12 protein-coding genes are annotated in these 13914 nt (G+C 60.4%); 8 read left to right on the top strand and 4 right to left on the bottom strand.

From position 1 onward, the window contains the following. The first annotated feature begins 30 nt into the window (after positions 1 to 30). Entirely contained in the window at positions 31 to 717 is a 687-nt protein-coding gene (locus GJR99_RS00235) for a 2'-5' RNA ligase family protein (RefSeq protein ID WP_151108682.1), read from the top strand. Positions 718 to 793: 76 nt separating this feature from the next. Here the strand turns inward: GJR99_RS00235 and GJR99_RS00230 are convergent, their stop codons facing one another. After that, positions 794 to 2611: a pentapeptide repeat-containing protein gene (locus tag GJR99_RS00230; RefSeq protein ID WP_151108681.1), complete on the bottom strand. Its 1818-nt coding sequence runs from the start codon at positions 2609 to 2611 to the stop codon at positions 794 to 796. Positions 2612 to 2747: 136 nt separating this feature from the next. Between GJR99_RS00230 and GJR99_RS00225 the strand changes: the two genes are divergently transcribed. Continuing rightward, the gene (locus GJR99_RS00225) at positions 2748 to 2945 is read left to right on the top strand and encodes a cold-shock protein (RefSeq protein WP_151108680.1); all 198 of its coding nucleotides are present in this window, start codon (positions 2748 to 2750) and stop codon (positions 2943 to 2945) included. A 76-nt stretch (positions 2946 to 3021) separates the two neighbouring features. Beyond that, complete coding sequence (locus GJR99_RS00220; RefSeq protein WP_225317581.1) at positions 3022 to 4668, top strand: tRNA uridine(34) 5-carboxymethylaminomethyl modification radical SAM/GNAT enzyme Elp3; 1647 nt, start codon at positions 3022 to 3024, stop codon at positions 4666 to 4668. Between the two features lie 177 nt (positions 4669 to 4845). Here the strand turns inward: GJR99_RS00220 and GJR99_RS00215 are convergent, their stop codons facing one another. Continuing rightward, positions 4846 to 5370, bottom strand: coding sequence for a hypothetical protein (locus GJR99_RS00215; RefSeq protein WP_151108679.1), 525 nt, complete (start codon positions 5368 to 5370; stop codon positions 4846 to 4848). A gap of 264 nt (positions 5371 to 5634) precedes the next feature. On the opposite strand from GJR99_RS00215, the gene GJR99_RS00210 reads away from it, so the two are divergent. Further along, positions 5635 to 6825 (top strand): mechanosensitive ion channel family protein, encoded by a 1191-nt coding sequence (locus GJR99_RS00210; RefSeq protein ID WP_151108678.1) that lies wholly within the window; start codon positions 5635 to 5637, stop codon positions 6823 to 6825. Positions 6826 to 6862: 37 nt separating this feature from the next. On the opposite strand, the gene GJR99_RS00205 is transcribed toward GJR99_RS00210, so the two are convergent. Continuing rightward, entirely contained in the window at positions 6863 to 7306 is a 444-nt protein-coding gene (locus tag GJR99_RS00205) for a GNAT family N-acetyltransferase (protein ID WP_151108677.1), read from the bottom strand. Beyond that, a complete protein-coding gene (locus tag GJR99_RS00200; protein WP_191967043.1) occupies positions 7303 to 8664 on the bottom strand; it encodes a hypothetical protein in 1362 nt (453 codons plus the stop codon). The genes GJR99_RS00205 and GJR99_RS00200 overlap by 4 nt, the downstream gene beginning before the upstream one ends. A gap of 99 nt (positions 8665 to 8763) precedes the next feature. On the opposite strand from GJR99_RS00200, the gene rqcH reads away from it, so the two are divergent. From rqcH to GJR99_RS00180, 4 genes are all read left to right on the top strand, one after another. Then, positions 8764 to 10866 (top strand): ribosome rescue protein RqcH, encoded by a 2103-nt coding sequence (rqcH, locus tag GJR99_RS00195; RefSeq protein ID WP_151108676.1) that lies wholly within the window; start codon positions 8764 to 8766, stop codon positions 10864 to 10866. A gap of 392 nt (positions 10867 to 11258) precedes the next feature. Beyond that, positions 11259 to 11969, top strand: a complete 711-nt coding sequence (locus tag GJR99_RS00190; RefSeq protein ID WP_151108675.1) for a DUF4013 domain-containing protein — start codon at positions 11259 to 11261, stop codon at positions 11967 to 11969. A gap of 67 nt (positions 11970 to 12036) precedes the next feature. Further along, complete coding sequence (locus GJR99_RS00185) at positions 12037 to 12738, top strand: DUF4013 domain-containing protein (protein ID WP_151108674.1); 702 nt, start codon at positions 12037 to 12039, stop codon at positions 12736 to 12738. 45 nt (positions 12739 to 12783) lie between these two features. After that, entirely contained in the window at positions 12784 to 13854 is a 1071-nt protein-coding gene (locus tag GJR99_RS00180; RefSeq protein ID WP_151108673.1) for an mRNA surveillance protein pelota, read from the top strand. The last annotated feature ends 60 nt before the right edge of the window (positions 13855 to 13914 follow it).

Here is a 13914-nt window from a genome sequence, read left to right as displayed (position 1 = left end):
TTTTTGCCCGTTCGGGGCCTCTCCCCGAAGATGACCGAGGATTCGTCTTCTCCCGACTACGACGCCGTCTGGTCGCGAACACAGACGACCGACCCTATCCTCCAGAGCGGTAGCGTTGCCGACCAGCGTGCACGTGGTCTCTCCGAGGAGTACATCTGCTGGGTGCGTATCGACGACGACGCTGTTCTCGATGCACTCTCACCCCTTCGCAGCGAACTCGGGTCGATTCCGGGTGTCTCGCTCGACGACGAGGACACGCTCCACGTGACGCTCAAACTCGTCGGCTTCGGGCCGAGCGAGTCTGGTGAGAAACCCGACGAAATCACTGCTGAGACGCTCGATACCGTCGCAGACAGAATCGAAGACGTGACGGCGGATATCGACCCGTTCGACGTCTCCATTCGGGGACTCAACGCGTTCCCGTCGGTCGTCTTCGCGGAACCACACGCTCACGGTCAGTTCAGGTGTATTCACGACCGTATTCGGTCACTCGACGACGTGCCGAGGTTTCAGTACGAAGGCGACGACTACGTCCCACACGTCTCGCTCGCGCACTTCGAGACCACTGCGGGATTCGAGCGCGCGCTGTCGTGGGTCGAACAGAACCGAGCGGTCGACGTTCCGACGACGACCATCTCCGCGTTCGAACTCGTGTCGCTCCCGCTCACGGAGTACGCTCTCGACGACGTCGAGGTGATTCGGCGGGTCGAACTGTAGCCCCCGGCGAAAGCGTCGTAGTCGAACCTACGCGCGGCCTCAGCGAACCATCTGTCCCGAGACTCCCTCTCGGTGGTTACCGTCGCATCGTCTGCGTCAGGCCAAACACGAACAGTGCGATCGCGAACGCGCCCGTGAACGCCTCGACTGCCACGACGAACCGGATTACGACCGGTTGTGCCTCGGGGACACCACCAAACAGGAGTGCGACGAACGTCTGGAAACTGAACGTCAGATATGACGCGACGCTTTCCCCTGGCAGTTCCATGCCGAGGTTCCAGTACGCGCCCGCGAAGAGACACACCGCAGCAACCGAGGTGAGTACAGTTCTCGAGGGTCGTTCTCCGTACCCACTCACCATGTCGAAAAAGCGGTTCCCCGCCCATTTCGTTCCTGCTGCAGCGCGCTTTTTCAACGGGCCGGTTCCAAACATCACGGTCCAATATCCGTCTCGCCGTGCCCGCATCTCACGGAGGTAGAACTCGCTTGCTGCCCGGTCATCACCTACCGCTTTGGCCCCGTTCTTGGCCTTGAGGAAGGTCTCTTCGCGAACCTCCGGTTTGTCGGTGTCTCTTCCCAGCATCGAGGGGCGGATGAAATCCCAGTTGGCACTGAGGCCGTCGTGATACGCTGAAAAATCGAAACCGTCGAAGGTGGTTCGGTCGAAATGGAGCCGTTCGAGTGGTGACTCCTCGTGGGGGCGATTCCACTCGACATCGACGTCACCAAACGTTGCCTTGGTCAAATCGACCACTGCATGCACGTCCGGGTCGAACGTGAACCGGCCGTCTGAAATCGTGGTCCGCGCCAGGTTCAACGTCTCGACCGTGAGAGGACTGTCGAACGTGACCTCCTGAAACGAAGAGCCCTCGAAACTCGTCGCGTCTTCGAACCGAACCTCTTTGGCACTGACGTAACCGTCGAACTCGACGTAGTCGAACGTCGCCTTCCCACCGAAGACCGTTGCCCAGAAGTCGACCTTTCCAGCGAAGTGACTGTCACTGAAGTTGGCCCGTGACTCGAAACGAGTGTAGTTGAACATCGCGTTGAACCGGAAACGGGCGACGAGGTCTGCCAACCCGTGGAAGACCGCTTTACTGAAGTCGGCCTTTCCATCGTACCGACTCCCCATGAATATCGCGTCGCGGTCGAACGTTGCACCGTTGAACATCGCGTCCTTCCGGAACGTCGCCACGCTCAAATTCGTCGCCCCGTGGAACCGGGCGTGTTTGAAGTCGGCTTTCCGCTCGAACGTCGCTTCGTGAAACCGTACGTCACCCGCGAACTGTGCGAAGTTGTCTCCGAACTGGAGTTCTTTTTCACCGTCGTCGACACCGAGGTCAGCCAGGACGAACGAAACGTTTCCGACGAACTTCGCATCCATCGCGTCTATTTGTCCGAGGCGCGCGCCATCGAACGAGAGGTCGTTTTCGACGATGCTCCCCGAGAAATCGACCACGCCCACTGTCGAGAACCCGAAGTCGAGTGTCGAGGCATCGTCTGTACTGAGCCGTTGGTCGGAAAAGTCGAGCGTGTCGAATCGACCTCCCACGAACGTCGTTTGGCCGCTTTCGACCTGTTGCACGACCCCTTCGGTGTTGCAACCGTGGTCTGCCGGCGTGTGGATTGCGCAGAGACCGTCTTCGACCACAGTCCGTTCACACGTCTCCGGGAGGTCGACCGTCTCTTCCCACACGTCTACGGCAGTCGTTGTCGTGATGTCTAGCGGACATTCTGGGTGGTCGAGAACGGTCGAGACCGGCGTTTCGAGTAACTCCGACATCTCCCCGTCGGTGAGCGTCTCGGCAACGGTCTGAAGCGTCGCCTCGGGATCTTCGACCTCACTAACCGAGTAGAGGACCGTCTCGATCGTCCACGCCGTGTCAACGTGCACTCGAAGTCGCTCGTTCCAGTGTGCCGATTCAAAATATGTACACGTCGTCACGTCTGCCACTATCTACTATGTATTTCAAACGTGTCATATAACCGTTGGGTAACAGAACTATATCGGTTGCGTCTGTGGTCTCGGTATGCAAACGGGAACGGTTCGGTTCTTCCACGAACGGAAAGATTTCGGGTTCATCAGTCGCGACGGTCCGCGAAAAGACGTGTTCTTCCACCGCTCAGACGTCCACGGTCAGTTCCCTCACGAAGGACAACGTGTCGCCTTCGAACTGCAAGTCGCCGGCCGTGGACCACGGGCTATCAACGTCCACACCACCGAGTGAGCGACACGCTTATTCACGAAACGCTCTGATTCGCGCCCATGAACCGTCACCACGTCGCCACTCGGGAGGTGAGTCCGTGAGCGCCGAGACCGAATCCGAGGCGTTCGAACGGACCTGCGAAGCGCTCGTCGAGCGCATCCTCGCGGGCGAAGTCGACCGCGACGACCTCGAATCAGCCAAACTCGACGCGTGTTCGGAGCACTCCTCGCCGAAGGTTCCGAAGAACACCGAGATTCTGCAGCACGCCCCAAAAGACCGCCGCGAAGAGGTCAAAGAAGTCGTTCGGCGCAAGCCCGTTCGAACCGCCTCCGGGGTCTCGCCGGTCGCCATCATGACCTCGCCGCACATGTGTCCGCACGGGAAGTGTCTCTACTGTCCCGGTGGGCCGGCGAGCGAGTTCTCCTCGTCGCAGTCGTACACCGGTCACGAACCCGCCGCTGCCCGTGGTGTCCAGAACGACTACGACCCCTACGGGCAGGTGACACTCCGCCTGGAACAGCTCCGACACATCGGCCACCCGGTGGACAAAGTCGAACTCATCTTGATGGGCGGGACGATGACTGCCCGCAGTCACGACTACCAAGAGTGGTTCGTCAAGCGGGCGCTCGAAGCGATGAACGACTACGACCTCTCGAAAGAACCAGCCCCCAAAGAGAACCAGTCGTTCAAACCCGACCCCGAGGATGTCGAGTTCAAGTACATCGAAGACGTCATCGCGGAGAACGAGACGAACGACATCCGCAACATCGGGACGACGTTCGAGACCAAACCCGACTGGTGTGACCCCGAACAGATAGACCGGATGCTCGATTTGGGCGCGACGAAAGTCGAAGTCGGCGTCCAGACGACCTACGAGCGCATCAACCGCGAGATGCACCGCGGCCACGGGGTGCAGGCGTCTATCGACGCCAACCGTCGTCTCCGCGACTCGGCGTTCAAGGTCGGCTTCCACATGATGCCGGGCCAACCGGGGATGACCCGCGAGATGTGCCTCGAAGATTTCCGTCAACTGTTCGAAAACAGCGACTGGCGGCCGGACTACCTCAAAATCTACCCGACGCTCATCGTCCGCGACACCATCACCTACGACATGTGGCGTCGCGGCGAGTACGAACCACTGAACAACGAGGAAGCGGCCGACATCGTCGCCGAAGTCATGGGCATGATTCCGAAGTACACGCGTCTCCAGCGCGTCCAGCGCGACATCCCCGCGGACTTCATCGACGCCGGCGTCTGGAAGTCCAACCTTCGTCAACTCGCCTCCCAGCGGGCCGAAGAGAAGGGCATCGTCCCCCGTGACATCCGTGCCCGCGAAGTCGGGATGAACGAGGCCAACCCAGATATGGACCGCGTCGAACTCGACGTGATGACCTACGAGGCGGCCGGCGGCACCGAACACTTCATCTCGTTCGAAGACCCCGTCGAGGACCTCCTCATCGGCTTCTGTCGCCTGCGATTCCCCGGCAACCCGGTCCGTCGGGAACTCCAGAACGCCGCGCTCGTCCGTGAACTCCACGTCTACGGTTCCGAGGTCGGCATCGGCGACCAGGGTGAGTGGCAGCACAAAGGCTTCGGGAAGAAACTCCTCGCTCACGCCGAAGAACTCTCCCGAGACGCCGGGTTCGACAAGATTTCGGTCATCTCAGGAATCGGTGTCCGGCAGTACTACAAGGAGAAACTCGGCTACCATCAGGACGGCCCCTACGTGTCGAAGCGGTTGTAACAGCAGTTGTCGCTTCGGTGGCGGTTTTTTCTCCACCGTGAGACACGTGCGTCTCACGAGCCTTCGTTTGCTATCGCTCACGAGGGTCGGTTTTGCGAGGTGAGCGACGCGAACCTCGGGAAAAGTGGGGTTGTACTTCGTATCGGGACCGTACAGCAAAGAGAGACCAGCGGTCTCTTACTCTTCTTTGTTGGGGAGTAGTGGACACCGGAAGTAGTCCGGTGGCCCACCTGCAGGTGACCCCTCACTGATGGTGAGGTGGCCCAGATTGTAGTGGAACAGAATCGATTCTGGGTCGTCGTCGGGACCGTACCGGGTGAGAAGCGGTGGTGTCGGACCGTGGAAATCGGCTCCTGCTTCTGTCCATTCGACGGTGTGTGTCCACCAGCGACCACCGTTGTAATCCGGGTTCCTCGGTGCTGCTTCGGACACGGGTGCGGTCCCAGCAGGAAGGTTACCGGTCACCGGATTCGTTATCACGAAGAACTTGTCGAGTGAGTTCTCGTTTGGGTTCTTGATTTCGCCGGTTACTTTCGTCCCCCAGGGGACTCCATCGCCCCAGACCCGCGGGCTGAAGTCCGGCTTGTGTCCATCGGCGGCGGCAGTCCCCGCTGCGCCGACACCGAGTACTGCTGCACTCGAGAGTATCGCGCCTTTTCGGAGAACACTCCGTCTCGATAATGAGTTTGTGACGTCTTTCATGGGTTTCTCGCTCTTCGACGAGCACCTGATGTACTGGTGTCGAGTGCTTAGTTACAACTCGGTTAGTGTCTGAAATATCAGATAAATTGAACAGTATATTGCCAAGAAAGTGTTCGGCGACAGCGCTGTGAGCCGTTCGGTAGCGCCGGAGGGCGGGGAAAGTCGGCATCTGTGATGTTCACTGTTTGGTGACGCTCCGCCACGTTTTTGTTGTCTCACAAGCCTGACTGGTATGATGGCTGAGAAGGGGGGCCACAGGGCAGTATGGTGACGTGGGTAGACAATCTGCGTTCGACACTTGCACAGTTCGTCTCGACAGAGGAACGAATCGGCATCTCGGCCGCACTCGTCGGACTCGCATTGGGGGGCGCGTTGTTCCTCGCTCCGCGCCTCGTCTCACGACTGCGGAGAGAGTTCAATAATCGCGTTCTCGCACATCCGAAGGTTCCAGACGCCGTCTCAGACGTGGCGTGGATGTTCCCGGCCACTGTCGTGGTGCGAACGCTTCAAGCCGGTATCTTCGTCGGTATGGGTCTGTCGCTGCTGTTGTTGTGGGGGTTCACCGGGCTCGCCGACGACGTCGCGTCCATTCTCACGATTGCGATTCCGAACCTCGCGAAAATCGGCGTGACACTCGTCCTCTTCGCAGGGGCGATAGCCGGGACGAACATCCTCGAAGACCAGTTAGACCAGTACGCGAAGAACTCCGACCAAATCAACGCTCACCAGCAGGGAATCGCCTTCCGTGTCCTGCAAGTCGTCGTCCTCTTGTCCGTTACGATGGCGACGCTCACCGTCTGGCAGTTCGAAATCGGTGGCCTCCTCGTCGGTGCTGGGTTCCTCGGCATCGTCGTCGGTATGGCCGCCAGACAGACACTTGGCTCTCTCATCGCCGGGTTCGTCCTGATGTTCTCGCGCCCGTTCGAACTCGGAGACTGGGTGCAAATCGACGACGCAGAGGGCATCGTCACCGACATCACCATCATCAACACGCGATTGAGCAACGCCGACGGTGAGACGGTGGTCTTCCCCAACGACCGAGTGACGAACGCCAAGATTACGAATCGGACGAAACGGAACCGCCTCCGCCTCAGACTCGACGTCGGAATCGACTACGAGACCGACATCGAACACGCAGAGACGGTCGCCAAAGAGGCGCTGACCGACCTCGAGTTCGTCGAGAGCGTTCCGGAACCACAGGTGATGCCGAAGGCCTTCGAGGACTCGTCTATCGGCCTGCAACTCTTGTTTTGGATTACGAACCCCTCGGCCCCGAGACGGATGCGGGCGAAAGCCGAAGTGCTCCGAAAGGTCAAACTGGCGTTCGACCGCGAAGGAATCAAAATCCCGTTCCCCCAGCGCGAACTCCTCGCCCGAGAAGAAGCAGACGGGTTCCAACTTCGGAACGAACGCCGGAGCCAACCCGTCAGAAAATCGGTGTCGAACGAAGACTGACGACTCGACTGCCGTCCCCTTCGTCTCCAACTGTCGCCTACAGCGACTTTTCCATCGTGACGTGCGGAATCCCCGCCTCGTCGAACACGTCGCTCGTCGTCTCGTACTCGAGTCCGTGGTAGAACCCCTCGGCAGAGGTCTGTCCGTGGAGGAGGAGTCGCTCGAATCCCAGTTCGTGGGCTTCTGCTTCCAGCGCCTCCATCAGTCGCTTGCCCCATCCTTCACCACGAGCTGATTCGAGGACTGCGACGCGCTCGACTTTGCCGACACCCAATTCGTACTCGCGGAGTCGTGCGGCACCGACTGCCTCGCCATCTCGATAGCCGACGAAGTGAACGGCGTCCGACTCCGGGTCGTCGTACTCGTCCCACTCCAACTCCTCGTCGACGCCCTGTTCGTCGACGAAGACGGCTTTCCGGACGGCGAACGCGTCCTCGCGTTCCGCGTCGGTGGTCGCGACGCGGACCTCTGTCTCGGTCATGTCTGGTGGTTCTGCGGGCGAGTACCTGACGATTGCGGAGTCGACCCTTCGGACGTCTCCTCACCGAGCGCCCATCCGAGTCGGTAGACGAGCGTTCCCGTGGCGAGTGTGAGGAGCGCCCACCCGGACAGAAGTATCGCCATGAATACCGGTGCAGAGCCATAGCCACCGATTGGAAGCGTTTGGATTGTGAAGACGACAGGCGCGGCGACGATAGCGAAAGTGAATGGACGCCACTCCAGTCCTCGCCGGGCAGCGTATCCGAACGGGAGGAATAACGCGGCCGTCATCCCGAGTGAGAGCGCACTCGGAACGCCCCACAGCTGGGATGTCTCCGTGGAGAGTGAGACGAGCGCGGCCACTGCAACGGGCGGGGCGACGACAGCGGCGACGAGTCGCCAGAACGTGACCACGTCTGGCCGTCTTGCAGCGACGAGACCCAAGACCACGAACTGCAAGCCGAGGGTCCACGCGATCGCGCTGAGACCGTCGGTGGACATCCCGAGCGCGACTAACGCGACCCAGACCGCTCCGAGCCCCGAGATGAGATAGCCGAGCGAGCGAACCGATTTCGAACCTGTGTCGAATCGTCGCGTGAGATACTGGATACCCACGACACCAAGGCCCATCAAAAACGTCGGAACCAACGCGGCACCGACGAGGTCCGGAATCAGGTACGACGACGAGTCGGCGACGATGCTCGCGTCGGCAGCAATCCGTGTCGAGAGACTGTAGTCTGGACCGAAGGCGAGGTAGGTTTCGTCGTCGATGTACAGGTTGTCTTCCGGTCCACCAATCCACGTCACTGACTTCTCGAAGCCAGTGTGCAGTCTCGGCGGGTCGTTGACGAGGAAGGTTCCGTCGGGACCCTGGACGGTGAATTCGTCGGCGTCGACGTAGACGGACCGCGTGTTGCCGTCGGCGTTGAAGTAATCGATGAGTAGTACGTCGCCGTAGGCTCGATACGCCATCTCGGGGATATCGAAGGTGACGATGACAGTTCGGTCGTGGATTCGACTGTCGAGGTTCTGTGGGTCGTCGACGAACACACGATGGCTCTCGAGCGTCTGGCGGACGACGCTGTCGAGTTGGTCGGGGTTCTCGTGGAAGCTTTCAGCAGACTGTTCGTCGACTTCGACGAGGGCAGTCCAGTGACCCGTTCCGTCGTCATCGACTGAGACGTGTAGATGGCTGGATTCGACGGTGAGGTCGATACCGGCACGTTCGGCCGCACCTTCGAACGGGTCGCTACACACACCACAGACCGGTTCTGGAGGTGAACTGGCAGCGGTTGGGGCCATCACCGCAGGGAGCACGGTGAGGACGAGGAGGGCGACGAGGAAGACGCGAGACTTCATTCGTCCGTCACATATCGTCTCGGTGATAAGTGTCTTCTCCTCTTCGAACCGACCTGCCGAAACGACACCCCTTTTCCCTCGCCGGCAAAAAGCGAGTCCATGGACCCGAAGCGGGAACTCACGAGCGTCGACCTCGCGGCCCTCGTCACCGAGTTGAACCGGTACGAGGGAGCGAAGGTGGACAAGGCGTACCTCTACGGCGACGACCTGCTTCGCCTCAAGATGCGGGACTTCGACCGTGGTCGTCTGGAACTCCTCTTGGAAGTCGGCGAGATAAAGCGCGCACACCTCGCCGCACAGGAACACGTCCCGGACGCACCCGGTCGGCCGCCGAACTTCGCGATGATGCTCCGCAACCGACTCAGCGGGGCCGATTTCGCGGGCGTCGAACAGTACGAGTTCGACCGCATCCTCACGTTCACGTTCGAACGCGGCGACGAGAACACGAAAATCGTCGTCGAACTCTTCGGGCAGGGGAACATCGCCATCCTCGACGAGACGGGCGAAGTCGTCCGCAGTTTGGAGACGGTTCGACTCAAGTCCAGAACCGTCGCACCGGGGTCGCAGTACGAGTATCCCTCCTCTCGACTCGACCCCCTGACCATCAGTCGGGACGCGCTCGGCCGCCACATGGACCAGTCCGACACCGACGTGGTCCGGACCATCGCGACCCAACTCAACCTCGGCGGACTCTACGCCGAAGAAATCTGTACTCGCGCAGGCGTCGAGAAGACGCTCGACATCGCAGACGCGACGAGCGACGACTACGACGACATCTACGACGCCATCGTCGAACTCCGCCATCAGGTTCGTTCCGGCGAGTTCGACCCGCGAATCTACCTCGACGACGACGAGACAGTCGTCGACGTGACGCCGTTCCCGCTCGAAGAACACCAAAACGAGGGCTTCGACGAAGAGGCCTACGACACCTTCAACGAGGCACTCGACGAGTACTTCTTCCGTCTCGACCTGACCGCAGACGAGCAGGAAGCCACCTCGAACCGCCCGGACTTCGAAGAACAAATCGCCAAACAACAGCGCATCATCGACCAGCAAGAACAGGCTATCGAGGGCTTCGACGAGCAAGCGAACGAGGAGCGCCAGCGCGCAGAACTCCTCTATGCGAACTACGACCTGGTAGACGACGTGCTCTCGACGGTTCGCTCTGCGCGAGAAGAGGGCGTCCCGTGGGACGACATCGCGACGACGCTCGAAGACGGGGCCGAACAGGGGATTCCGGAAGCGGAGGCAGTCACCGACGTAGACGGTGCGAACGGGACGGTCACCATCGCACTCGACGACACGTCCGTGACGCTCGACGTGTCGATGGGTGTCGAAAAGAACGCGAACCGTCTGTACACCGAAGCAAAGCGCATTCAAGACAAAAAGGAGGGTGCGCTCGCGGCCATCGAAGATACGCGGGAGGAACTCGAGGAGGTCAAACGTCGCCGCGACGAGTGGTCGGCCGACGACGAAGAGGACGAGGACGACGACGACGAACCCGAAGAGACCGATTGGTTGTCGCTCCGGTCGGTCCCGGTGAAATCCTCGGAGCAGTGGTACGAGCGCTTCCGCTGGTTCCACACCTCGGATGGCTACCTCGTCGTCGGCGGACGCAACGCCGACCAGAACGAGGAGTTAGTGAAGAAGTACATGGACAAACACGACCGCTTCTTCCACACGCAGGCACACGGTGGGCCGGTGACGCTTCTGAAAGCGACCGGGCCGAGCGAACCCGGACAGAAGGTCGACTTCTCAGAGGAGACGCTCCGTGAGGCCGCGCAGTTCGCCGTGTCGTACTCCTCTATCTGGAAAGAGGGGCGCTTCGCCGACGACGCCTACATGGTCGAACCGTCACAGGTGTCGAAGACGCCAGAGTCGGGCGAGTACATAGAAAAAGGGAGTTTCGTCATCCGTGGCGACCGGCGGTACTTCGAGGATATTCCCGCGAAAGTCGCCGTCGGCATCCAGTGCGAAGACGAGACGCGCGTCATCGGCGGTCCGCCGTCGGCAATCGAGACGCGTGCAGAGACGATGCTGACGCTCACACCCGGTCAGTACGCGCAAAACGACGCGGCGAAGCTCTGCTACCGACGACTCCGCGAGCGGTTCGAAGACAAATCGTTCGTCAGAAAAATTGCGTCCCCTGACCAGATTCAGGAGTTCCTCCCGCCGGGTGGAAGCGACATCGTCGAAGAATAACGCTGCGCGTACTGGGCCACAGTCGACGTTCGTTCTTACGCGACATCTCCAACCGCGCCACTGTAGACACGTTCTCTGAGGAACTCGCCGATAGCCTCCGAGTAGGACTGCCGAGTGTCGAGAGTAGGGTGCTGTGGAGTGGTACGAGTCGAATTGGAGTGGACGTCAACGACGATGTCCTCGACAGGGAGTGAAAGCGCGCACCCTGATATGCACTGTCTCGGTGAAGTAGTGAAAAACCCGTGAATCAGTGGTTAATTGTACATTATTCGTGAACGTAGTGTGCAATATTATATACTTACTCGCCGTAATGTATCTTCGAGTGTATGTGAACCCCACGTGACCGGCCGGTCCGACGATCGGCAGCGGGTTACAGCGCTCGGTGAATTCCAATGATTTCAGAATCAATCAATTACCTCCGTAACGGAGAAGACTGGGTCAAGACAGTCCTCATCGGCGGTGTACTCGGCCTGCTGAGCATCCTCATCATCCCCTCGTTCATCGTCATCGGCTATCTGCTCCGGGTCGTCCGAACGACCATGCGCGGCGACGAAACCCCGCCAGAGTTCGACGACTGGGGAGACATGCTCGTAGACGGCGTCAAGGGCTTTGCCATCGCGTTCGTGTACGCACTCATCCCAGCCATCATCGCACTGGTGTTCGGCTTCGCCGGCTTCGTCAGTATCGTCGCCGGCGGCGGCTCTGACGTCGCGGGTGCCTTCGGCGGCATCGTGACGCTGCTTGGCCTGCTGGTGGCGTTCTTCCTCAGCATCATCGCGCTGTACCTCATCCCAGCGGCACTCGCCAACTACGCCGAGACCGACCGCATGGGTGCGGCGTTCGAGTTCAACACGCTCCGCCCCATCCTCACCTCGGGTAAGTACGCAACTGCCTGGCTCATGGCGTTCGTGGTGCTGTTCGCGTCGTCGATCGTCGTCGGCATCCTCAACATCATCCCGGTACTCGGCTTCGTCGTCGGCGCGTTCGTGACGTTCTACGCCGCTGTGGCCGCCTACTACATCATCGGCAAGACGTGGGGCGAACTCCACGAAATCGAGATGATGGGCGAAGACGAGATGCCCGGCCAGCAACCCGCCGTCTGACCGGTCAGTAAGAACTCACATTTTCGACGGAATATCTAAGCCGATAGCGGAGCGACATCTTCGCACGATGCTCTCCGACGCACTGCAGTTTGTCAAGCGAAGCGACGACTGGGTCGCAACCACCATCATCGGTGGCGTCCTCGCGCTCCTGTTCTTTCTCATCGTTCCGCTGTTTATCCTCCAAGGCTACTTCGTCCGGGCGATGCGGGCGGCCGCTGAAGGCGAGAGAGCGGCACCGTCGTTCACCGACTGGGGTGGCCTCGTGGTCGATGGGGTGAAACTGTTTGCCGTGACGCTCGCGTGGTCACTCGTCGCCATCATCCCGACGACCATCTTCGCGGTACTCTTGGCTGTTGGCACGTTCTCTATCGCCGAGACGACCACGCAAGCGGGAACAGTCCCGGCACCACAACCCGACCCCGGCCTCAATATCGGTCTCGTTCTCCTCACCGTCGTCGGAGCACTGCTCGTGTTCGCCCTCTCCCTTCTCGTCGCGTACTTCGTCCCCGCTGCGGGGGCGAACTTCGCACTCGAAGGTCGTCTCGGCGCAGGGTTCGACTTCCGAACGATATTCAAAGGCGCATTCACGTCCGAATACGCCATCGCGTGGGTCCTCGCAATCGTCGTCTCAGCGGTGCTGGGGACGATTGGGAGTTTCCTCTCGTTCGTTCTCGTCGGCGTCTTCATCCTGTTCTACGTTCAGGTGACGACCTACTACCTCTGGGCACGAGGCTACGCGGACGGTCTCGCCAAGCAGTCAGCGCTGTAACCGCGATAGCAGGACTCTTTTCCGTTCCGCGACGACCGGACGTATATGCGCATCTCTAGCCGCGGTCGGGGCGAGGAAGGGCGCGAGCGAATCACGCTCGTTCCCGAGAACGTCGACGACCTCTGGCACCTCTCGTACGTCCTCGAACCGGGTGATTTGGTCTCCGGTGACACCACACGCCGCATCCAACGCGCCGACGACCAGATGCGAGACACCGGCGGCGAGCGCGAACACCTCCACGTGACCATCGAAGTCGATGACATCGAGTTCGCCCGCTTCGCCAACCGTCTCCGTGTCGGTGGCGTCATCGTCTCGTGTTCTCGTGAGGACCAACTCGGTCACCACCACACGCTCAACGTCGAAGAGCGGGCCGAGATTACCATCGAGAAACACTTCAAAGCCGACCAAATCGACCGCATCGAGACGGCCGAAGCGGCCGCCGAGAACCCAGACGTGGCTATCGCGACGGTCGAAGAAGGCGCGGCCTACATCCACACCGTCGCCCAGTACGGCACCGAGGAGTACGCCTCACTGACGAAACCCACGGGGAAAGGTGAGTACGCCCGGCCGCGCTCGGAACTGTTCGACGAACTCGGGTCGGCCCTCTCACACCTCGATGTAGACGCCATCATCCTCGCCGGACCCGGATTCACGAAGAACGACGCGATGGACTATCTCGAAGAGAACTACGCCGCAGTGGCCGAAACCATCGTCACGACCGTCGACACCGCCGGTGTCGGTGACCGCGGCGTCCACGAGGTACTCAAACGAGGGGCCGTCGACGACGTGCAGAAACAGACGCGCATCGCAGAGGAGGCAAACCTCATCGACGAGTTGATGGAGAACATCTCGACTGGTGCGAAAGCGGCCTACGGCGTCCAACAGGTCGCAGAAGCGGCCGACTTCGGCGCTATCGAGCACCTCCTCCTCCTCGACTCACGGCTCCGTGCCGAACGGCAGGGCGAAGGCGACTGGGATATCGACGTCAACGACATCATCGATTCGGTCGAACAGAAGGGCGGCGAAGTGACCGTGTTCTCCGCCGAGTTCCAACCCGGCGAGCAGTTGAAGAACCTCGGCGGCATCGCCGCGATTCTGCGCTATCGACTGCAGTAAGCACCCAATCTTCTCTACAGTGAGCACCCAATTGTCTCTACAGTAAACACCAAATTCTCC

Source organism: Haloferax marinum (genome assembly GCF_009674625.1).
GTDB classification, from domain to species: Archaea; Halobacteriota; Halobacteria; order Halobacteriales; family Haloferacaceae; genus Haloferax; species Haloferax marinum.
This window is presented reverse-complemented; position numbering and strand designations above follow the sequence as displayed.